Genomic DNA, 24,789 nt, shown 5'->3' with positions numbered 1-24,789 from the left:
GTGTAAAAATCGTATTTATTGAGAGTGAGGCAATTACCTGCCCACGTCAAATCATTGCTGTGCTTCTTTGCGCGGCTGGCGCAGCACCTCATTAATCTGCGGTTTATCGATTGGGCCCGTAATGCGGTAGCGCAAAATCGAGACCTTACTCCAGAGCGGCCCCAGCACTTTGCTGGCGGCAAATACCGCCGCACCGACAATCGGGTTAACCACAAACGCCGTCGCCACGCCCACGGTAGCGGAAATCTCCGGGGCGACGACCGCTTCCATATCCAGTTCACGACGCACCAGATCCACCGAGCCTTTCATGGCGATATCCGCCTCCAGGCCATCCAGCAGCGTATCGTCGGTATGCATCACGCCGTCCTTGATCCAGGCCGTTCCGCGAATGGAGTCATAATAGAAACCGTCGTTGAAGGTATCGCTGAAATCGAAGCGCAGCTTGCGCAGCAGCGCGTCAAAGCTCAGCAGGCGAAGTATTTGCCCCGCATGGCCCGTGCTGACATCGGCAATTTGTCCCTTACCAAAACGGGTTCTGAGAATGCCGTTCAGCGTGGCGACGTCCGGCTGCCACGGCGCCGCACGCCAGTGCAGATCGTAATTCACATCGAATGACGATCCCCGAAGCGGCGTGCTGATGCCGAAGAAGTTAGCCGCCGCATCCAGCTTGCTGCCTTTGATATCGCCTTTCAGGGAGGTGCGCTGCGCGCCCGGCTTATTCACCCATTCCCCGGCGGCGGTCAAACGGCCAAAACCGGTATCCACCAGACCACCGGTAAGGCTCAGCGTCGTGCCCTTGATGGCGACATCTCCGTCGATACGGCCATATTTTTGCCCCCACAGCCAGCACTCCGCACAGCGCAGCTGGAGATCGGGCCAGCCGCTGAAATCAACGCGCGATGCCTTGCTGAGGGGCGAAGCGACCGATGGCTGTTTTTCAGCCACGGCAAAGGTCGGGTTGTAATAGAGGTAGCGGATCGCCGCCTGCCACGGCGCGTTATCGCGCATCGTCAACGTGCCGTTAATTTCACGGCCCTGAGCCTCAACCTTTGAGCCGTTAGCCGTCGGCCGGGAAACGATGCTCAGGTTGTTCCACCGCTGCCCACCCAGCGTCAGCGCAGGCGTACGTAAGGTAATGGCCTGCGGGAACTGCGCCGTTTGATCGACGTTTTGCCCGACACCTTTCTGGAACAGTGCCAGCCACTCTGCGCCATCCATCGCCGGCAGATTCAGCTCAATGCCCGCCTGCTCCGGCAGCGGTGGCGTGGTACGGCTGTCTGTCGTCCAGATCGCCCTGTCCAGCGTCAGCTTGCGGTTAAGCAGCCAGTGGCTGTTAAAGTGGTTTGTTCCGCCAGCGTTACCGGTTACGTCAAAGCCGTTGAGGTTACCGTCTACGTTGACGTTGACAGGCAGCGGCTCGCCGCTTTTCTTATTCAGGGGCGCGGGCAGCTGGCTGCTGAGATTTTTAAGATCGCCCGTGATGTCGACCTTATACCGCGCGCCGGAGTGATAAGGCAGGTCGATGGCCACCTTGCCATTCCACGACACCGCGCCGTCAACCGCGTTCTCAACCGGCTTCGGCAGGACATTCATGCGTGACGGCTGCCAGTTCGCGTCCATATTTACCGCCACCTGGTAGGCTTTATCACCCTCGGTGGTGGAGAAATCGATATTGACGGGTTGATTGAACCAGGTCGCTTTCAGCGGCTCACTTTTCAGATTGCCGTTAACAAAGCTGAACTGACCGCTGAGGTTTTTCAGCGTACTGTCCAGCGGCTTGATATAGAGGCTGTTGTTGTTAAGACGAACGTCGCCTTTGGCGGTGGTCATTTCCCCGTCGAGCGGAATATCCAGATGTAAGCGAGCATTCACATCGCCATCTAGCTGCAACTGCTGAAGGGTGGCCGCCAGAGAGTCATTCAGCGGCGTATCTTCAAAATACGGGCCAACCGCATTACCCGGCCCCTTAATATCCGCATCAATCAGCAATTTCTCTTTCGAGTAATCCGGGATGTTTGCGGTCAGGTTGCTCGCCGTCACGCCGCCCAGCGCCACGCTGTCCGTCTTCATCCACAAGCCGTCATTGAGGAAGTTGAGTTCGATATCGAGATTTTTCAGCGCGGGCCAGCCCGGCTGGAAGGCATAGGTGGCGTTGCGCAGCGGCACCAGAACCTGGAACTGACCTTCGTTATGCTTATACGGGAACAGGTGCGGGTTGCCGCCGTAGACCAGCGTGGCGTTATCCGCCTGACCGCCCTGAATGGCGCCGCTGAGATAGTCCACCAGAGCTTTCCCCATCAGGTTCTCCGGGAAGTAGCGCCACGCCTGCGAGCCGTCATCCGTGCTGATGCCTGCCAGGATACCCAGCCACGGCTCATCGCCTTCAGGCTGTAGGTAACGGAAATTGCCGCGGGCATGCACCGCCCTGGCTTTTACATCGATATCGCGGCCATCAAGCTGAAAACCTTTGTCATTTTTCAGCCAGTTGAGGGTGACATTACCCTGCGCGATCTCCAGCGGCGCACGAAAGACCGTTTCGTACGGCATTTTGGCATCCTGCATTTCTGCCGTCAGCCTGCCGTTTTCCACGCTTCCTTCAAGCTTGCCGCTGAAGTGCTCAGCGCCCGGCAGCAGTTTCCACTGTTTCCAGGCGAGATTTTTCCATGCCGCCTGGAAGCGCGTCTTTTCCGTGGCCTGAAGCGGAATATCCAGCGCCAGACGGTTTATCTGCCCGCTCGGCTGCGTCGCCAGCCAGATGTCACCCAGCTCCGGGGAGAGTTTTGCGGCCATTGAACGCAGGCCCTCGATCGCCGTCAGGTCCAGGTTACTGGCGCGGATACGCAACTCGTCGCTGCGTTTACCGTTTACCCCGCCGACGTCCTGCTCCGGCATCCACGCCAGCGTCAGCGCGCCGCTTGGCCAGGGTTTGTTATCCATGGAGATGCGCGTATCCGGAATAGCGAACTGCCAGCCGCCTTTTTCCTGGGTTACGTGGGCGGTGAGGTTATCGACCGAAAGCTGATGCTGATGGTTTTCGCCCTTCCAGCTCGCGCCCCCCTGCTTGAGCCAGATATCACCGCTGGCGAACGCCCCATTCGTCAGGGTCATCCAGCCTTCGAGACTGAAACGCGCGGTTTCCAGCTGCATGTTCTGCTGGATCCACTCGCCAAGCCACGGCTTCACGTCCACATCGTCCGCCTGCAACCACACGCGGCCATTGTTCAGCAGGCCATTGTCGTCGCGCAGATCCATCCGCACCTGCATCACGCCGTGCTGCCCGTTCAGGCTAGAGAGATTTACCTGCCCCTCGGCGCGGTGGCGATCTTTTCCGTTTAGCCAGGTCAGCTGTGGGATCGCCAGCTCGGCGCGCTGCCCGGAAAGGGTAATAAAGCTGATTTCGCTGTCGCGCAGATCGAAATGATCGAACTGACGCAGGAAGAGATCGCTGATACGGCTGGTTTCCAGCCCCCGATCGCCTTCGCCGCTTTGCAGCGGCGTATTGGTCTTTAGCTGAAGTTGCCAGAAGGTGAGATCGCGAAACTGCCAGCGCAGATGCAGCAGGCTTTGCCAGACATCCAGCGCCAGGGTAACGCGTTTGATTTTAAGGTGACCGCCATCTTTCAGGCTGGCGCTGATATCCCGCGCATCAAGCGTCGGGCCAAAGGTCTGCCAGCTTGCCTCGATATGGCTCACGTCTAACGGCAGGCCGGTGGTGGACTCGATTTTCGCCAGGATCTGCGGACGCCAGCTGTCAAGATGCGGCAAGACGAGACGCAGCCCGCTCACGAGCAACGCGACAATCACGACCAGCGTTGCCCCTGTAAGCAGTAAAATCCCCGGCAATCGCCTCACGCGTCTCTCCTTGTCAGCCTTTAATCTCGCAGCGAACTGCGTTTACATCATTACGACGTCAAACTGCTCCTGGTTATAGAGCGGCTCAATCTGCACTTTTACCTGTTTGCCGACAAAGATTTCCACTTCCGCCAGCGCGTGCGACTCTTCCCCTTTCAGGGCCTCCGCCACCGCAGGGGAAGCATAGACCAGAAAACGGTCGGAGTCGTAGGCATGATGGACGCGGACAATCTCACGCATGATCTCGTAGCAGACCGTCTCCACCGTTTTTACCGTTCCGCGTCCATGGCAGGTTGGACACTCGTTGCAGAGCACGTGTTCCACGCTTTCGCGGGTCCGTTTCCGGGTCATTTCCACCAGCCCCAGCTGGGAGAAGCCGTTGATGCTGGTTTTCACGCGATCTTTACTCAGCGCCTGCTCCAGCGAGTGCAGCACGCGACGGCGGTGATCTTCATTATTCATATCGATAAAGTCGATGATGATAATCCCGCCCAGATTGCGCAGGCGAAGCTGGCGCGCGATGGCCTGCGTCGCTTCGATGTTGGTGTTGAAGATGGTGTCATCGAGGTTGCGATGGCCGACAAACGCGCCGGTGTTGATATCCACGGTGGTCATCGCTTCGGTCTGGTCGATAATCAGGTAACCGCCCGATTTCAGCTCAACCTTACGCTCCAGCGCGCGCTGGATTTCGTTTTCAACGTCATAGAGGTCAAATATCGGCTGGCGTCCGGTGTAATGCTCCAGCAGACCCGGCATTTCCGGAATGTACTCGGCGGTAAACTCCAGCAGGGCTTCATACGTCAGGCGGGAGTCCACGCGGATGCGGTCAAGCTGCGCATCGGCGAAATCACGCAGTACGCGCTGAGCAAGCGCCAGCTCGCCGTACAGACGGTAGCGGGTCTGGTTGCGTTTTTTACGCTCCATCACCTTGGTCCAGACGCGCTTCAGGTAGGCCGCATCCGAGGCCAGATCGTCTTCGCTGATCCCTTCCGCCGCGGTACGAATAATAAAGCCGCCCTGCTCGTCGCAGTAGGCGCTCACGACTTTTTTCAGGCGCTCGCGCTCGCTTTCGCTTTCAATACGCTGTGAAACGCCAACGTGCGACGCGCCCGGCATAAACACCAGATAGCGTGAAGGCAGGGTGATGTCGGTGGTCAGACGCGCGCCTTTGGTGCCCAGCGGATCTTTCACCACCTGCACCATCAGATCCTGGCCCTGACGCACCAGCTCAGAGATGTCGCGCACGGCAAACTGCTTTTGCTCTTCGCCAGCCACGCATTCGGTGTGCGGCATGATATCGGAGGCATGTAAAAACGCCGCCTTATCGAGCCCAATATCTACAAAAGCCGCCTGCATACCCGGTAGTACACGACTGACACGACCTTTGTAGATATTGCCTACGATTCCGCGTCGCGCTTCACGCTCAATATGAATTTCCTGAAGAATGCCACCATCAATGTAGGCCACACGGGTTTCCGAGGGCGTTACGTTTACCAACAATTCAGCCGTCATAATTATCCCTTCCCTCACGCAGTGAGTTAAAATTACTCAGCAACTCATACGTTTCCACCAGCGGTAAGCCGACTACGGCGTGATAGCTGCCATTTATCTTCCTGACAAAACAGCCACCCAACCCTTGAATACCGTATGCACCTGCTTTATCCATCGGTTCACCGCTGGCGATATAGCCGGCGATCTCCTCGTCGGTGAGGACTCTGAACGTCACTTCCGTTACCACCAGGCAATCCAGAACGTACTGGCTGTCCGCCAGCGCCACCGCCGTCATCACCTGATGCGTTTGTCCGGACAGGTTGCGCAGCATCTGCGCCGCATGGTCTGCGTCACGGGGTTTCTCAAGCACTTCACCCTTGAGAATGACGATGGTGTCCGCACCCAGCACCGGTAAGTCACGCGGCACGCATGCGACGCCCGCCTGCGCTTTTTCACGCGCCAGACGAGAGACGTACTGCTGAGCGCTTTCGCCCTCAGCACGTTTTTCTTCAATGCCGGTAACGATGCGTTCGAAGGAGACACCCAGCTGCGCGAGCAGTTCCTGGCGACGCGGAGAACCGGAGGCAAGATACAGAGACGTCATAGAAACCTTTTATTGCACGGCAAACTGCTGGCGAATTTTACGCATCAGCAGGAACAGCCACGGCCAGAGCACACCGTTTACTACACTACTCCAGAACACTTCCGGTCGGAAAGAGACGTTGATCACTAAAAACTCTGCCCAGAAAACAACGATATCCGCAGCGAGCGACAACAACATCACCACCAGCGCCTGTTGCCAGAGCGCAAGGTTACGAAAGAGCTGGAATTTGAGTGCGACGAGGTACGCAATAATGCTCATGGATAAGGCGCGCACGCCAAGCGTAGAGCCACTGATGAGATCCAGTATGGCACCCATCACAAAACCTGTGCCGACATTTACGCGGTGCGGCAGGGCAAGGATCCAGTAGAGCAAAATGAGCAAAACCCAGTTTGGCCGGAAAACAAGAATGTCGTCCGGCCAGGGCATAATTTGCAGCAACAGTGCAACGAGGAATGAGAGCCAGATTACCCAGCGTCCCTGGCTACGATAACTGGCCACTACTGCCCTCCACCCGAGACTTGCGGCGGCGGTGGCGCATCCGGTAGCGGCTGCGTTAACCCTGTCGCCGGAGCCGGTACGGGCGCAGGTGGCCCCATCGCATCCGGCGCAGGCAGCACCTGCGGCATCATCTGCATCAGGCGTTCGTTCGCGACGCGATGCACATCTTCCGGCGTCATCGGGTTCGCACCGTTACGATCGGCTCCCCACAGCAGCAGCAGGTAACGTAAACGCTGCAAGCCCGCCGTTGGACGCGCCTGGATTACGGTGTAAGCACGCTGAGTGTCGAGCTTCACGGATGAGACCACCGCAACCGGGTAGCCTTCAGGGAAACGACCGCCCAGACCGGACGTCACCAGCACGTCGCCCACGCGGATGTCCGTGTTGGCTGGCAGATGTTCAAGCTGAAGATCGTCCGTACAGCCATTGCCGGCAGCAATCACGCGAATGTCGTTACGCAGCACCTGAATCGGCAGCGCATGGGTAGCATCGCAAATCAGCAGCACGCGGCTGGTCAGTTTGGCAACCGCCACGACCTGGCCCACAACGCCTTTATCGCTGATCACAGGCTGACCTTCGTATACGCCGTTCACGCTGCCTTTATCAATCACCACCTGATCGCTGTAGGGATCGTTTACGGTGGAGATCACCTGGGTGACCATTTTCTGTTCATCCTGGCGCAGCGGCGAGCCAAGCAGTTCACGCAGGCGCGCGTTTTCCTGCTTATATTGCCCCAGCATCAGCAGCTCGCTGTTTTTCAGCAGCAGTTCCTGGCGTAACGCACGATTTTCAAGTTCGAGCTGGTCACGCGATGAAAGCGTTTGCGACACGGAGTCGAGCAGTTCACGGGGACCATTTGAAATAAAGTAGAAAGGACTGACGGCGGTATCCATGTACGTTCGGATCTGGCTGAACGTACCGAGGCGGCTATCGGCAATAATGACCCCGAGCGCCACCAGAACCGCCAGGATCAGGCGAAACTGTAGCGACGGGCCACGGCTAAAAATTGGCTTCATAGGCTATGCGTATTCTCGCGTCAGAGAGAAAGGGTAGCAAATTGCTACCCTCTCACACCCGACTACTCTTCGCTAAACAAGTCGCCGCCGTGCATGTCGATCATTTCCAGCGCCTTGCCACCACCACGGGCGACGCAAGTCAGTGGATCTTCTGCAACTACGACAGGAATACCTGTCTCTTCCATTAACAGGCGGTCGAGGTTACGCAGCAGCGCACCACCACCGGTCAGCACCATACCGCGCTCGGAGATATCGGAAGCCAGCTCTGGCGGGCACTGTTCCAGCGCAACCATCACCGCGCTCACGATGCCGGTCAGCGGCTCCTGCAATGCTTCCAGAATTTCGTTAGAGTTCAGGGTGAATCCGCGCGGCACGCCTTCAGCCAGGTTACGGCCGCGAACTTCGATCTCGCGTACTTCGTCACCCGGATAAGCAGAACCGATTTCGTGCTTGATACGCTCTGCGGTTGCTTCACCGATCAGAGAGCCGTAGTTACGGCGAACGTAGTTGATGATGGCTTCGTCGAAGCGGTCACCACCGATACGTACGGAGGAGGAGTACACTACGCCGTTCAGGGAGATGACGGCCACTTCGGTAGTACCGCCACCAATATCCACCACCATAGAACCGGTTGCTTCAGAAACCGGCAGACCCGCACCAATTGCCGCAGCCATCGGCTCTTCAATCAGGAACACTTCACGCGCACCGGCACCCTGAGCGGATTCACGGATCGCGCGGCGTTCAACCTGGGTTGCGCCAACCGGCACACACACCAGCACGCGCGGGCTTGGGCGCATGAAGCTGTTGCTGTGAACCTGCTTGATGAAGTGCTGAAGCATTTTTTCGGTCACGAAGAAGTCAGCAATTACGCCGTCTTTCATTGGGCGGATCGCGGCGATGTTGCCCGGCGTACGGCCCAGCATCTGCTTCGCATCATGACCTACTGCGGCCACGCTTTTTGGCGAGCCGGCACGATCCTGACGAATGGCCACAACGGAAGGCTCATTCAATACGATGCCTTGTCCTTTTACATAAATAAGGGTATTCGCGGTACCCAGGTCAATGGACAGGTCATTGGAAAACATGCCACGAAATTTTTTCAACATACTAAGGGATAATCCTGAAAGCTGGGGCGGAAAACAAAATCCGCTTACTTTACCAACCACACGCAGCAGCGACAAGGCGCAAAAATCGTCTGCTACGGTGAAAATTAGTGCAGCACGTTTCCTTTGTTACAAATTCATCCCCTGAATCCGTCAGGGCTGAGTAAACAGCAGCGTCCCTCACTTTCACTTGTAACCCATTAAAGGTCGTTCACTGGCTTTTATGCTCGTCTTACTCAAAGCTACAGGCGCGATATTCTACGTGAAAACAAAGTAAACGGCAGGTCAAACAGAGTATCTTTGCAAATATTTTTTCACATTGGTGTCAAGGGGCTGTGAGGCCGCAAAAAAATCCCCCTGACCGCCCGCTGCACCGCGCTCTTTCAACATCTGCCATTCACTGCGTGAACGTACGCCTGTGGCAAATACCTGCGTTTGCGTTCCTTTGCACGCTTCCACCAGGCTCTGTACCAGCAGCTGGTTTTCCGTGCGTTTTTCAATCGTTCTGACCAGACCAGGATGCAGCTTCAATAATTCAACATCCAGCTCTTTGATCCAGCTGGTGCTCACCAGCGTCAAACCCGCCTGGGTGACGGCCACACGAGCCCCAAGCGCATTGATTAAACGTACCACCGGACGTAACCGGCTGATGTGTTGACCTACATCTGCCTCTGCAAGTTCAAAAATAATGCGTTTGCGTTGCGATTTTTCGCACTGCATTAACGTGTCGCGTAACCAGCGCTGGAAGCGCGGACGAATCAGCGACTCGACGGTCACCTGTAAAGCCAGATTTTCCTCAGGCCAGTACGATAAAAACGGGATGAGGCGGGTGATTTGCTGGCGGTCATACTCTTCGGATAAGCCAAATTGCAGCACCATCGGCAGATATTCCGCCGAGATAACCTCTTCGGTGCCATCAAAAATACGGCACATCAGCTCACGGTGATGAACATGGCCATTCTTCATGACCGCCGGTTTTTGATAGATACGCGGTCCACCGCGGCTCAGCATCTGTTCAATCAGGGTTCGCCAGCGCACATTGCCGCGCCCTTTCTCCGGCAGCGTATCATCATAGACCGCCCAGCCGTTCGCGCCCTGTAATACGGCGTTACGCGTAGCCGCTTCCGCATGTTCCATCACCTGCTCCGTCGACTGGCCGCCGCGCCAGGCACAGATGCCCATATGCACCATGTCGTCTCTGTCGAGCATTTTGCTCTGCGGCAGCGCATCAACGGCTTTCAGCAGTTGGCTGGCGATACTCTCGGACTCCTTTAAGGTGCGATGCGGCAGCAAGACAGCAAAGTCACTGCGGTGGTAGCGCGCCAGCAGCGCGCCGGGGTAGCGCATAATAAAGGTGGACAGCAGGTTAATCAGGGTGAAGAGATTCTCTTCCGCCACGCGCTGTCCCCAGGTATCACGAAGCAGATCGAAGTCCGGCAGGCGAATCATCATCACCACGCCGTGCGTGCCTACCTTTTCGGGGTCATCAAGCAGCGTAGCCAGCTGATTATCAAAGAAGAGACGGTTGTTAAGGCCCGTTTTGTTATCCTGCGCGGCGTAGGAGCGGATCAGCGTGTCCATACGGCTACGCTGGTCGCTGGCAAACTGGATTTCGGAGAGCAGCACGTCCAGGGCGCTACTGGTGCGCGACGGCCATTCATACACCGATCCCCGCACCTGCGGCCCCCGCTCGCCATTGAGTATCCGCACGGAGCGTGTTTCCAGCAGTTCCTGGCCGGAAAGCTGACGACGCTGCCAGCGAACGGCGAGGAAAATGAGCAGCACGATAAAGGCAACGGCGATGGTTAAAGGTGCGGTGGTCATGAGCGAGCGTAAATAGTTGCTCATCGGATCCTGGTACATCATATGGATCGTCATACCAGGGTGTTTAAGCGAATGGACCGTTACATCCCGATACTGATCTACCGTGCCGGCAGGACGATAGCTGCCCTGGCGGGTATGGCTGAAAACGGTCTGCTTCCCCTGTTTAATCTCGATCCGCACAATATCCACAGGCACCATTAACTCATCCAGCTCACGCGAAAGCGCCGGGAAGGGTGTGGTGATCAGGCGGGTGTCGATAACCGATGCAACCGATTCAACACGGTTAACCAGCTTATCCTGGATGGCATTATAAAAGCTCAGCGAGCAGCCGATCAGCGTGACAATGATGGTCAGCCCCGTCAGCAAAGTGATAAAAGCTGAGAACTTCGTCGTTAATCGCATCCTTGAGATTACTCCGTGGGTTGAAGGGGTCGCAAGTGAGCGCTAACTTGCATTTCAAATGCGGCATACTACCAAACCTGGTGTATCTGGCAATTTATTGCGTTACATCGGCACGGTGTTTCACTGAGCGAGTATAGTCTTCAGAACATATTTTCCCATTACTAAACCTGGTGAGGACCCCCTATGCAGGCTTTGATTTTAGAACAGCAGGACGGCAAAACCGTTGCCTCGGTGCAAACCATTGAGGAGAGCCGCCTGCCGGAAGGCGACGTGACCGTGGATATCGACTGGTCCAGCCTGAACTATAAAGACGCACTGGCCATTACGGGGAAAGGTAAAATCATCCGAAATTTCCCGATGGTGCCCGGAATCGACTTTGCAGGCCGTGTGCATACCAGTGAAGATCCGCGCTTCCACGCCGGACAGCAGGTCCTGCTCACCGGCTGGGGCGTGGGTGAAAACCACTGGGGCGGGCTGGCAGCACAGGCGCGCGTAAAAGGTGACTGGCTGGTCCCGATGCCGAAAGGCATGGACGGCCGCAAAGCGATGATCGTCGGCACGGCGGGCTTCACCGCCATGCTGTGCGTCATGGCGCTGGAAGAGGCCGGGATCCGTCCTGACTCCGGCGAAATCGTCGTCACCGGCGCAAGCGGCGGTGTGGGCAGCACGGCCGTCACGCTGCTGCACAAGCTGGGATATCAGGTCGCCGCCGTCTCTGGCCGCGAAAGTACGCATGATTATCTGCGTCAGCTGGGCGCAAACCGTATTCTGAGCCGCGACGAGTTCGCCGAAACCCGCCCGCTGGAAAAACAGGTCTGGGCTGGCGCGGTCGATACCGTCGGCGACAAAGTGCTGGCGAAAGTGCTGGCGCAAATGAACTACGGCGGCTGCGTGGCGGCCTGTGGGCTGGCGGGTGGTTTTGCCCTGCCGACGACGGTGATGCCGTTTATTCTGCGCAACGTGCGTCTTCAGGGCGTCGATTCGGTTATGGCTCCAGCCGAGCGGCGTGCCGAGGCCTGGGAACGTCTGGTCCGCGATCTACCGGCCTCGTTCTATGAGCAGAGCGCCACGGAGATTACCCTGAGCCAGGCGCCAGAGTTCGCGAATAAAATCATGGACAACCAGTTCCACGGTCGTGCGCTGGTCAAAATTGCCTAATCTTCAAATTTTCGTGACATATTCGCGCTAACCCGCCTCCTCCGTCATGCTTAGAAAAACGCCTGACGGAGGATGCCATGAAAACCCGAAAACTGACGGAAGCCGACGTAACGTCTGAATCTGTCTTTATGCTACAGCGCCGCCAGATCCTGAAGATGCTTGGCATCAGCGCCACCGCCCTGACGCTCACGCCTGCGGCCCACGCCGACCTGCTCGACTGGTTTAAGGGTAACGATCGTCCGAAAGCCCCCTCCGGTGCCCCCCTTAACTTCACCAAACCGGCGCAATGGCAAAATAAGCTGGCGTTGACCCCGGAAGAAAAAGTCACCGGCTATAACAACTTTTACGAGTTTGGTCTTGATAAGGCCGATCCTGCCGCCAACGCGGGCAGCATGAAAACCGATCCCTGGACCCTGAAGATTGACGGCGAAGTGGCAAAACCGCTGACGCTGGATCATCACGACCTCACCACCCGCTTCCCCCTTGAAGAACGCATTTACCGCATGCGCTGCGTGGAAGCCTGGTCGATGGTCGTGCCGTGGGTGGGCTTCCCTTTGCACAAGCTGCTGGCCCTGGCTGAGCCCACCAGCAACGCGAAGTATGTCTCCTTCCAGACGCGCTATGCGCCGGACGAGATGCCGGGCCAGAAGGATCGGTTCATCGGCGGCGGGCTGGAATATCCGTACGTTGAAGGGTTACGCCTCGACGAAGCCATGCATCCCCTTACGCTGCTGACCGTGGGCGTTTACGGCAAAGCGCTGCCGCCGCAAAACGGGGCCCCCATTCGCTTAACCGTACCGTGGAAATACGGCTTCAAAAACATTAAATCCATCGTCAGCATCAAGCTCACCCGCGAGCGCCCGCCGACCACCTGGAACCTGGCGGCGCCCGACGAGTACGGGTTTTACGCCAACGTTAACCCACACGTTGACCATCCTCGCTGGTCCCAGGCGACGGAACGTTTTATCGGTTCCGGCGGCGCGCTGGACGTTAAACGCCAGCCAACGCTGCTGTTTAACGGCTATGCGGATGAAGTGGCATCCCTGTACCGTGGGCTGAATTTACGGGAGAACTTCTGAGTGCGTTTAACGGCAAAGCAGATAACCGGGCTGAAGGTTCTCCTGCACTTAGCCGGATTACTCCCCTTTATCTGGCTCTTTTGGGCAGCCAGTCAGGGGCAGTTTAGTGCCGATCCGGCTAAAGATATTCAGCATTTTACGGGTCGGATGGCTCTGAAATTTTTGCTGGCGACCTTGCTCGTCTCACCGCTGGCGCGCTACGCTAAACAGCCCTTATTGATACGCACGCGACGGCTTTTGGGGCTATGGTGTTTTGCCTGGGCGACGCTGCATCTCACCAGCTACGCCCTGCTGGAGCTGGGCATTAACAACCTGGCACTACTCGGCAGCGAACTGGTGACGCGCCCTTATCTGACGCTGGGTATCATAAGCTGGCTGGTTTTACTGGCGCTGACGCTGACATCCACGCAGTACGCGCAGCGAAAACTGGGCCGACGCTGGCAACGGCTGCACAACTTCGTCTATCTTGTCGCGATCCTCGCCCCCCTTCATTACCTGTGGTCGGTGAAGATTTTATCCCCTCAGCCGGTCATCTACGCCCTGCTGGCATTGGCCCTTTTAGCATGGCGTTACAAGAAGTTCCGCCAGTGGTGGCGATAGTTCGCGAAACTGTGCGTTTTCCCGCAGAATATTTATCAACCGCGAATCTTTTTCGGATAGCGGTTGATAATCTTCCCTGATAAGACCAGTATTTAGCTGCCAAATGCTACGAAATCGTTATAATGTGCGACTTCGGTTTTCCGGACAGGGGTTTTAGGCCTCTGAAAGGGTGACAATTGCGCGTTGAGGGTATATGTTGTTTTTTACCCGAAAATCGCAGGAGATAGCGGCACAATGGCTGACAAATTCCAAATTTTAGTTTTGAACGGACCGAACCTGAACATGCTCGGCACCCGTGAGCCAGAGAAGTACGGCACGCTGACATTGAGCGAAATTGTTAACCGTCTGGGTACGGAAGCAGCCTCGCTGAATGTGGATTTGGACCATTTTCAGTCAAATGCGGAGTACGCAATCATCGACCGTATTCATCAGGCTAAAGACACTGTGGACTATATCCTGATCAATCCGGCCGCGTTTACGCACACCAGTGTTGCTATACGCGACGCACTGCTCGCGGTGAGTATCCCGTTTATCGAGATCCACCTGAGTAACGTGCACGCCCGAGAGCCGTTCCGCCACCATTCCTACCTGTCGGATATCGCCGCTGGCGTGATTTGTGGGCTGGGTGCAGACGGCTATTCATACGCTTTACAGACAGCGGTAAAACGCTTGTCACAATCACACTAAACAAGAGTACGGAACCCACTCATGGATATTCGTAAGATTAAAAAACTGATCGAGCTGGTTGAAGAATCAGGCATCTCCGAACTGGAAATTTCTGAAGGCGAAGAGTCTGTACGCATCAGCCGTGCAGCCCCAGCCGCTAGCTTCCCGGTAATGCAGCAAGCTTACGCTGCGCCAGTGCAACAGCCTGCGCTCGCCGCAGCCGTTGCGCCAGCGGCAGCAGAAGCAGCACCTGCGGCTGCAACAGAAATCAGTGGTCACATCGTACGTTCCCCAATGGTTGGTACTTTCTACCGCACCCCGAGCCCGGATGCGAAAGCGTTCATCGAAGTGGGTCAGAAAGTCAACGTAGGCGATACCCTGTGCATCGTTGAAGCCATGAAAATGATGAACCAGATCGAAGCAGACAAATCAGGTACTGTGAAAGCGATTCTGGTCGAAAGTGGTCAGCCGGTAGAATTTGACGAGCCGCTGGTCGTCATCGAGTAACGAGGCGAACATGCTGGATAAAATTGTTATCGCCAACCGTGGCGAGATTGCACTGCGTATTCTTCGTGCCTGTAAAGAACTGGGCATCAAGACCGTGGCCGTGCACTCAAGCGCGGATCGCGATTTAAAACACGTATTGCTGGCGGATGAGACGGTCTGTATCGGTCCGGCTCCGTCCGTAAAAAGCTATCTGAACATTCCGGCGATCATCAGCGCCGCCGAAATCACCGGCGCGGTCGCGATCCACCCGGGCTACGGCTTCCTCTCTGAGAACGCCAACTTTGCTGAGCAGGTTGAACGCTCTGGCTTTATCTTCATCGGCCCGAAAGCCGACACCATTCGCCTGATGGGCGACAAAGTGTCTGCCATCACCGCGATGAAAAAAGCCGGTGTTCCAACCGTACCAGGCTCTGACGGCCCGTTGACCGACGACATGGATGCTAACCGTGCTCATGCTAAACGCATTGGCTACCCGGTTATCATCAAGGCGTCCGGCGGCGGCGGCGGTCGCGGTATGCGCGTTGTGCGCAGCGATGCCGAACTGGCGCAGTCCATCTCCATGACCAAAGCGGAAGCGAAAGCGGCTTTCAGCAATGACATGGTGTACATGGAAAAATACCTGGAAAACCCACGCCACATCGAAATTCAGGTGCTGGCCGACGGTCAGGGTAACGCGATCTATCTGGCAGAACGTGACTGCTCCATGCAGCGTCGTCACCAGAAAGTCGTCGAAGAAGCGCCAGCGCCGGGCATTACCCCGGAACTGCGTCGCTACATCGGCGAGCGTTGCGCTAAAGCCTGTGTTGATATCGGCTATCGCGGGGCGGGTACCTTTGAGTTCCTGTTCGAAAACGGCGAGTTCTACTTCATTGAGATGAACACCCGTATTCAGGTTGAACACCCGGTTACCGAAATGATCACCGGCGTTGACCTGATCAAAGAGCAGCTGCGTATCGCAGCCGGTCAGCCGCTGTCCATCAAGCAGGAAGAAGTTGTGGTGAAAGGCCATGCGGTAGAGTGCCGTATCAACGCCGAAGACCCGAACACCTTCCTGCCAAGCCCGGGTAAAATCACGCGTTTCCACGCGCCGGGTGGCTTCGGTGTGCGCTGGGAGTCCCATATCTACGCCGGTTACACCGTACCGCCGTACTATGACTCAATGATCGGTAAGCTGATCTGCTACGGCGAAAACCGTGACGTGGCAATTGCCCGCATGAAGAACGCCCTCCAGGAGCTGATCATCGATGGGATCAAAACCAACGTTGATCTCCAGATGCGCATCATGAGCGACGAGCACTTCCAGAATGGTGGAACTAACATCCACTACCTGGAGAAAAAACTCGGTCTGAACGAGAAGTAACAGACCAGCGTTGCTAAAAGGCCGGATAATCCGGCCTTTTTTATTTCTGGGGATCGCAAAGCCCCATCATGTACAATCCCCGCTTTCTTCATCCACAAGGGACAAAAAATGGACAAGCGTTTTGTTCAGGCCCATAAAGAAGCGCGCTGGGCGCTGTGGCTGACCCTTCTCTATCTTGCTGCTTGGTTAGTAACTGCTTACTTACCTGATTCAGCTATCGGCATAACCGGCCTTCCGCACTGGTTTGAAATGGCCTGCCTGCTGCTGCCGCTGGTGTTTATTGTGCTGTGCTGGGCGATGGTGAAATTCATCTATCGCGATATTTCTCTGGAGGACGATGATGCAGCTTGAAGTCATTCTGCCCCTTATCGCTTACCTGTTCCTGGTGTTTGGCCTGTCGGTTTATGCGATGCGTAAACGTTCGACCGGCACCTTTCTGAACGAGTATTTCCTCGGGAGCCGCTCAATGGGTGGCGTCGTGCTGGCGATGACGCTGACCGCCACCTACATCAGCGCCAGCTCGTTTATCGGTGGCCCCGGCGCAGCCTATAAGTACGGACTGGGCTGGGTACTGCTGGCCATGATCCAGCTTCCTGCCATCTGGCTCTCGCTTGGCATACTGGGTAAAAAATTTGCCATCCTGGCCCGCCGCTACAATGCCGTGACGCTGAACGATATGCTGTTTGCCCGCTATCAGAGCCGCCTGCTGGTATGGCTGGCAAGCCTGAGTCTGCTGGTGGCGTTCATCGGGGCGATGACCGTGCAGTTCATCGGCGGCGCGCGCCTGCTGGAAACGGCGGCCGGGATCCCCTACGAGACGGGTCTGGTCATCTTCGGCGTCAGTATCGCGCTGTATACCGCGTTTGGCGGGTTCCGCGCCAGCGTGCTGAACGACACGATGCAGGGGCTGGTCATGCTCGTAGGTACTCTCGTTCTTCTGGTCGGCATCGTGCATGCCGCGGGTGGCCTGGGCCATGCGGTTGAAACCCTGGAAGCGATCGATCCGAAGCTGGTCTCGCCGCAGGGGGCGGATGATATCCTCTCTCCAACCTTCATGACTTCGTTCTGGGTGCTGGTGTGCTTTGGGGTCATTGGCCTGCCGCATACCGCCGTGCGCTGCATCTCATATAAAGACAGCAAAGCCGTGCACCGGGGGATCATCATCGGGACGATTGTGGTGGCGATCCTGATGTTTGGCATGCACCTGGCGGGCGCGCTGGGACGCGCGGTGATCCCTGACCTTACCGTGCCGGATCTGGTCATCCCGACCCTGATGGTAAAAGTGCTGCCGCCGTTTGCCGCCGGGATTTTCCTCGCCGCGCCCATGGCGGCCATTATGTCGACCATCAACGCCCAGTTACTGCAAAGTTCCGCTACGATCATTAAAGATCTCTACCTGAACCTACGCCCTGAACAGGTTGAAAATGAGCGTCGCCTGAAGCGTATGTCGGCCGCGATCACCCTGGTGCTGGGTGCGCTGCTGCTGCTGGCCGCGTGGCGTCCACCGGAGATGATCATCTGGTTGAACCTGCTCGCCTTTGGCGGGCTTGAGGCCGTATTCCTGTGGCCGCTGGTGCTGGGCCTGTACTGGGAACGCGCTAATGCCGCGGGTGCGTTAAGCGGCATGATTGTCGGGGGCGTTCTGTATGCCGTTCTCGCAACGTTTAAAATTCAGTATCTGGGCTTTCACCCGATTGTGCCCTCGCTGCTGTTAAGTTTACTGGCGTTTGTGGTGGGTAACCGTTTCGGCAGCCCCGTACCACCCGCCACCCTGATGTCTACTGATAAATAAAGAGTTTTGCCATGCCGTGGATCCAATTAAAACTGAACACAACCGGCGCGAACGCCGAAGAACTGAGTGATGCGCTGATGGAAGCCGGTTCGGTCTCTATCACTTTCCAGGATACCCATGACACGCCGGTCTTTGAGCCGCTGCCGGGCGAAACGCGCCTGTGGGGCGATACCGACGTTATCGGCCTGTTTGATGCAGAAACCGACATGAAAGAGGTGGTGGCGATTCTGGAAAACCATCCGCTGCTGGGCGCAGGCTTCGCGCATAAAATCGAACAGCTGGAAGACAAAGACTGGGAACGCGAGTGGATGGATAACTTCCATCCGATGCAGTTTGGTCAGCGTCTGTGGATCTGCCCAAGCTGGCGCGAGGTTCCGGATGAAAACGCGGTGAACGTGATGCTCGATCCGGGTCTGGCGTTTGGAACCGGTACTCACCCGACAACCTCCCTGTGCCTGCAATGGCTGGATGGTCTGGATCTGGAAGGCAAAACCGTGATCGACTTCGGCTGCGGATCCGGGATCCTCGCTATCGCGGCGCTGAAGCTGGGCGCGGCCAAAGCCATCGGGATCGACATCGATCCGCAGGCGATTCAGGCCAGCCGTGATAACGCCGAGCGTAACGGCGTTTCCGATCGCCTTGAACTGTATCTGCCCGATGCACAGCCAGAGGCCATGAAAGCCGATGTGGTGGTCGCGAATATCCTGGCTGGCCCGTTACGCGAGCTGGCGCCGTTAATCAGCGTCCTGCCGGTTGAGGGCGGCCTGCTGGGTCTGTCCGGCATTCTGGCAAGCCAGGCAGACAGCGTCTGCGAAGCCTACGCCGATCTCTTTGCGCTTGACCCGGTCGTCGAGAAAGAAGAGTGGTGCCGCATCACCGGTCGTAAAAAATAAGCATTTGGCGTGGTCCTCTGACCACGCCTTTCCCCTTCGGTTTTCCCTCCCGCCTTCATCTTTTCTCCGATAAAATAGCCCTGCAAACAATAATGTTAATTATTGATTTGAATAATAAAATTCACAGGAAGAATACGATGAAACATATTGCATGCAAGGCAGCGCTGCTGGCGCTGAGCATGATGTCGGCTTCGGCTTACGCATCACACTGGAGCTATCAGGGAGAAGGCGCACCGGAGCACTGGGGCGAACTGGACGAGGCGTATAAAACGTGTAAAAGCGGGATGTATCAGTCGCCGATTAACATTGATAGCACGGTCAAAGCCCATATCACTCCGCTGGAAACACACTACATCGACGGCCCGGTCACCCTGACAAACAACGGCCATACTATCCAGGCGAGTGAAAACGCCGATACACGCGACAGCATCACGCTTGATAAACAGACCTGGACGTTACAACAGTTCCATTTCCATGCGCCATCCGAAAACACGGTGCACGGTAAAAAATACGCGATGGAAATGCATCTGGTGCACAAAAATGCTGACGGCGAACTGACGGTCGTTGCCGTTATGTTCGACCAGGGTGCGGCAAACGCTGAGCTGGATAAACTCTGGAGCGTGATGCCGGGACAGGTTGACCAGAACGTCACGATCAAGCCAACCCTCGATATTAATAAACTCCTGCCCGCGGATAAAACCTACTGGCGCTTCAGCGGCTCTCTGACCACGCCGCCGTGCTCAGAAGGGGTAACGTGGCTGGTGCTTAAGCAGCCGCTGACCGTCTCTGCTGAACAGCTGCAAAAATTCACCCACACAATGCATCACGATAACAACCGTCCGGTCCAGCCGCTTCATGGCCGCCTGGTGGTTGAATAAGTCGATTTTTTGCGCTGATATCCTGTGCTGAAAGGCGACACAGATCGCAAGAAGCACCCTAATCTGCTGCATATCGCAGCAGATTATCCCGGACAATTGATTCATTTATTCAGAAATGATGAGAAGTTACGGGAAATTGTAAGAGCCCACAAAACGTTCATTTATTCATAACCCAATGATTTAAATAGCGAATAATCTTATCCCAAAAGTATGACTGGCGATTCATTGATCTACAGCAGTGGATTGTTCAAAGTTTGGCCTTTCATCTCGTGCAAAAAATGCGTAATATACGCCGCCTTGCAGTCACAGTATGGTCATTTCTTAACTCATGCGCATCGGACACCACCAGCTCAGAAATCGCCTGATCGCAGCACCCATGGCAGGTATTACCGACCGGCCGTTCAGGACGCTGTGCTACGAGATGGGAGCAGGACTGACCGTTTCCGAGATGATGTCGTCTAACCCGCAGGTTTGGGAAAGCGATAAGTCCCGCCTACGGATGGTGCACGTTGATGAGCCAGGTATTCGCACCGTGCAAATTGCCGGAAGCGTGCCTGAAGAAATGGCAGATGCCGCGCGTATTAACGTGGAAAGTGGCGCCCAGATTATTGATATCAATATGGGTTGCCCGGCCAAAAAGGTGAATCGCAAGCTTGCAGGTTCAGCCCTTCTGCAATACCCCGACCAGGTGAAGTCAATCCTGACGGCGGTTGTCAGCGCAGTGGACGTTCCTGTTACGTTAAAGATTCGCACGGGTTGGTCGCCGGAACACCGTAACTGCGTAGAGATTGCCCAACTGGCCGAAGACTGTGGCATTCAGGCCCTGACCATTCATGGACGCACTCGCGCCTGTTTGTTCAACGGTGAAGCTGAATACGACAGCATTCGGGCAGTTAAGCAGAAAGTTTCCATTCCGATTATCGCGAATGGCGACATTACTGACCCGCTTAAAGCCAGAGCTGTGCTCGACTATACGGGAGCTGATGCTCTGATGATAGGACGTGCCGCTCAGGGAAGACCCTGGATCTTTCGGGAAATCCAGCATTATCTGGACACTGGGGAGCTGCTTGCCCCGCTGCCTCTGGCAGAGGTTAAGCGCTTGCTTTGTTCGCATGTTCGGGAACTGCATGACCACTACGGCCAGGCAAAAGGGTACCGAATTGCGCGTAAACACGTCTCCTGGTATCTCCAGGAGCACGCTCCAAATGACCAGTTTCGGCGCACATTCAACGCCATTGAGGATGCCAGCGAACAGCTGGAGGCGTTGGAGGCATACTTCGAAAATCTTGCGTAATGAAATAAAGAGCTGACAGAACTATGTTCGAACAACGCGTAAATTCTGACGTACTGACCGTATCTACCGTTAACTCTCAGGATCAGGTGACTCAAAAGCCCCTGCGTGACTCGGTTAAACAGGCACTGAAGAACTATTTTGCTCAACTGAACGGTCAGGATGTTAATGACCTGTATGAGCTGGTACTGGCTGAAGTTGAACAGCCACTGTTGGACATGGTGATGCAATACACCCGTGGTAATCAAACCCGCGCTGCCCTGATGATGGGCATCAACCGTGGTACCCTGCGTAAGAAATTGAAAAAATACGGCATGAACTAATTTCGATTAGCTAACTGCTTGTTTAAAAAGGCGCTCTTCGGCATGGGGAAGCGCCTTTTTTATCGCCCAAATGGGCGACCGTCAACCTTTGTAAACCTTCTCGTTCCCCACTTTTCAACGCCCGCTTTTCGTGTATATTTCCAGCACCTTACAGGCTCTCTTTTCGCGGAATGACACATGATTCGTAAATACTGGTGGCTGGTCGTTTTTGCTGTCTCTGTTTTCCTTTTCGATGCGCTGCTGATGCAGTGGATTGAACTGATGAGCACTGAAACCGATAAATGTCGCAATATGAATTCCGTGAATCCGCTAAAACTGGTGAACTGTTCAGAGCTGGACTAACCGCTACCCCCTGCGCCATCCCTGCTATCACCTAATAAAAACAGGGATTTAAATCACTTTTCGTCATTTCCTGACGATGATAATGTCTGTGCCCTTTCCAACCGCTCTTGCTTAACATCCCCCAACGAGTGAACAGACCATGCTGGTTAGCCAATACAACCAAATCCTCGTCGTCATCTCCTTTGTTGTCGCCATTCTTGCCGCCTATACCGCACTGAATATGGCTGCGCGCGTTGCCGGTAGCCAGGGCGTCGCTGCGCGCGTCTGGTTGGCAGGCGGCGGGGTGTCGATGGGGATTGGCGTGTGGGCGATGCATTTCATCGGTATGCTGGCGATGGATCTTTCCTTGAGCATGAGCTACAACGCGGCCCTGACCGTGCTTTCGATGGTTATCGCCATCAGCTCGTCGATGTTCGCCCTGTGGCTCGTTAGCGGTGAGCAGTTGCGTCTGCACCGGCTGCTCCCCGGCGCAGCCGTGATGGGAGCGGGCATTGTTGCCATGCACTACACCGGAATGGCTGCACTGGAAGTCACACCGGGTATTGTCTGGGATAAAACGTGGGTGGCCGTCTCTGTGGTCATTGCCCTGGCCGCGTCACTGGCCGCTCTTTGGCTGACGTTCCGTTTACGACAGGAAGCTGCACAAATGGCGCTGATGCGGCTGGGGGCGGCGATCACCATGGGCATCGCTATCGCTGGTATGCATTACGCCGGCATGGAAGCCGCCCAGTTTCCGGTGTCGACGATGGTCCACCATCATGGCATTAACGGTAGCTGGCTGGCGGTACTGGTAAGCGTGGTCGCGCTTGCTATTTTGGGGATCACATTACTGGTGTCGATGTTCGATGCCCGCCTTCAGGCTCGTACCTCGCTGCTGGCCTCATCGCTGGCAGAAGCTAACCGCGAGCTCGCACAACTGGCGTTACATGATACGCTGACGCGTTTGCCCAATCGCATTCTGCTGGAGGATCGTCTCGATCAGGCTATCAGCAAGGCCGATCGCGAGGGGAGCGCCTTCGCGCTGATGTTTATGGATCTCGATGGTTTTAAAACCATAAATGATGCCTACGGTCATGACGTCGGTGACAAGCTTCTGGTTGCCGTGACTCAGCGCCTGCTGTTGCAGTTGAAAGGTCAGTACACGCTGGCGCGTATCGGTGGGGATGAATTCGTCCTGCTGGCCGAAACTGACAGCCCGGATGATGCAGCCTCATTGGCCAATTCACTGGTGCGCGTTATTGATAGCCCGTTCCATCTCGATCCTTACGAGCTGATGGTCACCCTGAGCATTGGCATCGCGCTCTATCCGCACGACGGCAAAACCGATCGTGAACTGATGTTTAACGCTGATGCGGCGATGTATCACACAAAACATATGGGTCGCAACGGTTATCACTTCTTCCAGCCGTCAATGAATACGCTGGCGCAGACGCATCTTCAGTTGATGAACGATCTGTGGCAGGCCATCGACCGTAATGAGCTACGCCTGGTATATCAACCTAAATTCCACGCCCCTGCCGGGCCAGTACTTGGGTTTGAAGCGCTGTTACGCTGGCAGCATCCAAAACAGGGATTGTTGTCTCCCGAGCTGTTTCTGCCGCTGGCAGAGAAAACCGGGCTGATTATTCCCATTGGAAACTGGGTTATCGACGAGGCCTGCCGTCAGCTGCGTGAATGGCATCTTCAGGGTCACACGGACTGGTCAATGGCGGTGAATCTTTCTACGTTGCAGTTCGAACAGCCGACGCTGGTTAAAACGGTTCTCGATTGTCTGACGCGCCATAGCGTACCGCCCGGTATGTTGATCCTGGAGGTGACCGAAACCACGGCGATGAGCAATCCAGACGAAAGCGTTCGCGTCCTGACAGCGCTGACGGATGCGGGCGTAAAAGCCTCGATAGACGATTTTGGTACAGGTTACTCAAGCCTGCTCTATCTTAAGCGGCTCCCCGCCTGTGAGTTAAAAATCGATCGCGCTTTCGTGAAAGAGTTAAGTGGTGAGAGCGAAGATGCAACGATTGTCTCGGCGATTGTCGCTCTGGCAAAAACGCTGAATCTGAAGGTTGTGGCGGAAGGGGTGGAAACCGCAGCGCAGCAGGCGTTTTTGACAGAACTGGGATGTAATACGCTACAGGGTTATCTGCTGGGCAAACCGATCACCGCGCAAGCGATTACGGAACAGTGCCAGCACGGGGAGATGTCGCCACCCCGGACGCCGTCATGAGGCCGTATCGTAAACCACTGGCGTCACTCGGGTGATATGCAGCGTCGCCAGAATATTATCCACCAGCGCCGGCGCCTGTTGGTACAGATTGAAACTGTTGCTGTTCATGAGCCAGTTTTTGATGACTCCGCTAAAAAAGGCGTGGAAAACTATTACCGCAAGTTCAATATTCGTTTGTGACGAGATGGTGTTACGAGCAATGCATTGCCTCAGCGTCCTGCGAAGATAATCATCGTTTAAACCGATCCGCTTTCGTATTTCACATTCTGAAATCACATCGTCATGAAATTCACACTTATGATACAAAATCTGTAGAAGAGCATACTGTCGGGGATTGCTTGCAATATATTGCAACCCGACGATAAATTGTTCACGAAGCATTAACAGCGGATCATCTTTTTCGGAAAGCATTAACCTGTCACGAATCATCTCACGCAGCGGTAATTGCTGTTCCCAGATGGCGTTAAATATTTCCGCTTTACTCGAAAAATGCCAGTAAACTGCCCCGCGAGTGAGTTGCGCAGCATCGGCGATGTCGGTAAGCGTGGTGTTAGCCACGCCTCGCGTCGCGAATAGCCCGATAGCGGCTTCAATCAACTGCTGACGGGTCTTTTGAGCCTCTTCTTTCTTTTTACGCGCCATAGCCTGCTACTCATTGCTCATACGGTTAATACACCACCAAACGTAATGATGGGGTCGGATAAATAAAAGCATTCATTATAACCGTTTTTCATTTTGCACAAAAAAAGTCAATTCTCTTAATTTATAACTCAGTCAAATAAGTTCAATGCATTGCATTCACAAAATATATGAATAAAGCGAAACCAAAACTTTTGCGCTGGTTATCCTGACAGAAATTGCATATTGAAAGTACTGGGCCAGATTC

General features: G+C 55.5%; 22 protein-coding genes. 14 read left to right on the top strand and 8 right to left on the bottom strand.

Translation table 11 applies throughout. The features are described 5' to 3' along the window. Positions 1-51: 51 nt before the first annotated feature. From yhdP to csrD, 7 genes are all read right to left on the bottom strand, one after another. Positions 52-3,852 carry an AsmA2 domain-containing protein YhdP gene (gene yhdP / locus IM267_RS05705; protein WP_193032981.1) on the bottom strand — a complete coding sequence of 1,267 codons (3,801 nt, stop codon included), beginning with the start codon at positions 3,850-3,852 and terminating at the stop codon, positions 52-54. A 42-nt stretch (positions 3,853-3,894) separates the two neighbouring features. Next, a complete protein-coding gene (rng, locus tag IM267_RS05700; protein WP_063450998.1) occupies positions 3,895-5,364 on the bottom strand; it encodes a ribonuclease G in 1,470 nt (489 codons plus the stop codon). Beyond that, complete coding sequence (locus IM267_RS05695; RefSeq protein ID WP_063450997.1) at positions 5,354-5,947, bottom strand: nucleoside triphosphate pyrophosphatase; 594 nt, start codon at positions 5,945-5,947, stop codon at positions 5,354-5,356. Before IM267_RS05695 ends, rng begins: the two co-directional genes overlap by 11 nt. Positions 5,948-5,956: 9 nt before the next feature. Next, the gene (mreD, locus tag IM267_RS05690; protein WP_003860402.1) at positions 5,957-6,445 is read right to left on the bottom strand and encodes a rod shape-determining protein MreD; all 489 of its coding nucleotides are present in this window, start codon (positions 6,443-6,445) and stop codon (positions 5,957-5,959) included. Next, positions 6,445-7,461, bottom strand: coding sequence for a rod shape-determining protein MreC (mreC, locus tag IM267_RS05685; protein WP_003860400.1), 1,017 nt, complete (start codon positions 7,459-7,461; stop codon positions 6,445-6,447). The genes mreD and mreC overlap by 1 nt, the downstream gene beginning before the upstream one ends. 62 nt (positions 7,462-7,523) lie before the next feature. Continuing rightward, positions 7,524-8,567 (bottom strand): rod shape-determining protein MreB, encoded by a 1,044-nt coding sequence (gene mreB / locus IM267_RS05680; protein ID WP_000913396.1) that lies wholly within the window; start codon positions 8,565-8,567, stop codon positions 7,524-7,526. A gap of 282 nt (positions 8,568-8,849) precedes the next feature. Further along, positions 8,850-10,790, bottom strand: a complete 1,941-nt coding sequence (gene csrD / locus IM267_RS05675) for an RNase E specificity factor CsrD (protein WP_193032980.1) — start codon at positions 10,788-10,790, stop codon at positions 8,850-8,852. Positions 10,791-10,973: 183 nt separating this feature from the next. Here csrD and IM267_RS05670 point away from each other — a divergent pair, with 183 nt between their 5' ends. The 14 genes from IM267_RS05670 (at position 10,974) to IM267_RS05605 (ending at position 23,903) form a co-directional block, all read left to right on the top strand. Further along, entirely contained in the window at positions 10,974-11,948 is a 975-nt protein-coding gene (locus IM267_RS05670) for an MDR family oxidoreductase (RefSeq protein WP_063450994.1), read from the top strand. A 77-nt stretch (positions 11,949-12,025) separates the two neighbouring features. Then, on the top strand, positions 12,026-13,027 hold the full coding sequence (gene msrP, locus IM267_RS05665) for a protein-methionine-sulfoxide reductase catalytic subunit MsrP (protein WP_063450993.1): 1,002 nt from the start codon (positions 12,026-12,028) through the stop codon (positions 13,025-13,027). Next, positions 13,028-13,627, top strand: a complete 600-nt coding sequence (gene msrQ, locus IM267_RS05660; RefSeq protein ID WP_193032979.1) for a protein-methionine-sulfoxide reductase heme-binding subunit MsrQ — start codon at positions 13,028-13,030, stop codon at positions 13,625-13,627. A 234-nt stretch (positions 13,628-13,861) separates the two neighbouring features. Then, positions 13,862-14,314: a type II 3-dehydroquinate dehydratase gene (gene aroQ / locus IM267_RS05655; protein ID WP_022649568.1), complete on the top strand. Its 453-nt coding sequence runs from the start codon at positions 13,862-13,864 to the stop codon at positions 14,312-14,314. A 21-nt stretch (positions 14,315-14,335) separates the two neighbouring features. Next, positions 14,336-14,800 (top strand): acetyl-CoA carboxylase biotin carboxyl carrier protein, encoded by a 465-nt coding sequence (gene accB / locus IM267_RS05650; RefSeq protein ID WP_063450991.1) that lies wholly within the window; start codon positions 14,336-14,338, stop codon positions 14,798-14,800. 10 nt (positions 14,801-14,810) lie between these two features. Next, a complete protein-coding gene (gene accC / locus IM267_RS05645) occupies positions 14,811-16,160 on the top strand; it encodes an acetyl-CoA carboxylase biotin carboxylase subunit (RefSeq protein WP_003860388.1) in 1,350 nt (449 codons plus the stop codon). Positions 16,161-16,268: 108 nt separating this feature from the next. Beyond that, positions 16,269-16,511: a YhdT family protein gene (locus IM267_RS05640; RefSeq protein ID WP_022649569.1), complete on the top strand. Its 243-nt coding sequence runs from the start codon at positions 16,269-16,271 to the stop codon at positions 16,509-16,511. After that, positions 16,501-17,952, top strand: coding sequence for a sodium/pantothenate symporter (gene panF, locus IM267_RS05635; RefSeq protein ID WP_193033012.1), 1,452 nt, complete (start codon positions 16,501-16,503; stop codon positions 17,950-17,952). The genes IM267_RS05640 and panF overlap by 11 nt, the downstream gene beginning before the upstream one ends. An 11-nt stretch (positions 17,953-17,963) precedes the next feature. Then, positions 17,964-18,845 carry a 50S ribosomal protein L11 methyltransferase gene (prmA, locus tag IM267_RS05630; protein ID WP_017382703.1) on the top strand — a complete coding sequence of 294 codons (882 nt, stop codon included), beginning with the start codon at positions 17,964-17,966 and terminating at the stop codon, positions 18,843-18,845. A 137-nt stretch (positions 18,846-18,982) separates the two neighbouring features. Then, entirely contained in the window at positions 18,983-19,723 is a 741-nt protein-coding gene (locus IM267_RS05625; protein WP_193032978.1) for a carbonic anhydrase, read from the top strand. A gap of 328 nt (positions 19,724-20,051) precedes the next feature. Then, complete coding sequence (gene dusB, locus IM267_RS05620; protein ID WP_006812176.1) at positions 20,052-21,017, top strand: tRNA dihydrouridine synthase DusB; 966 nt, start codon at positions 20,052-20,054, stop codon at positions 21,015-21,017. A gap of 23 nt (positions 21,018-21,040) precedes the next feature. Next, complete coding sequence (gene fis / locus IM267_RS05615; protein ID WP_000462905.1) at positions 21,041-21,337, top strand: DNA-binding transcriptional regulator Fis; 297 nt, start codon at positions 21,041-21,043, stop codon at positions 21,335-21,337. Positions 21,338-21,514: 177 nt separating this feature from the next. After that, on the top strand, positions 21,515-21,679 hold the full coding sequence (locus IM267_RS05610; protein ID WP_063450987.1) for a DUF2556 family protein: 165 nt from the start codon (positions 21,515-21,517) through the stop codon (positions 21,677-21,679). Between the two features lie 139 nt (positions 21,680-21,818). Further along, the gene (locus tag IM267_RS05605; protein ID WP_193032977.1) at positions 21,819-23,903 is read left to right on the top strand and encodes a bifunctional diguanylate cyclase/phosphodiesterase; all 2,085 of its coding nucleotides are present in this window, start codon (positions 21,819-21,821) and stop codon (positions 23,901-23,903) included. Here IM267_RS05605 and envR read toward each other — a convergent pair. After that, on the bottom strand, positions 23,898-24,545 hold the full coding sequence (gene envR / locus IM267_RS05600) for an acrEF/envCD operon transcriptional regulator (RefSeq protein ID WP_193032976.1): 648 nt from the start codon (positions 24,543-24,545) through the stop codon (positions 23,898-23,900). The two genes, IM267_RS05605 and envR, sit on opposite strands and share 6 nt — an antisense overlap. Positions 24,546-24,789: the final 244 nt, after the last annotated feature.

This window comes from Enterobacter cloacae complex sp. P15RS (genome assembly GCF_014895905.1).
Taxonomy (GTDB): Bacteria; Pseudomonadota; Gammaproteobacteria; order Enterobacterales; family Enterobacteriaceae; genus Enterobacter; species Enterobacter quasihormaechei.
Note: the sequence above shows the minus strand (reverse complement) of the source record. Positions and strands in the feature narration are given on the sequence as shown.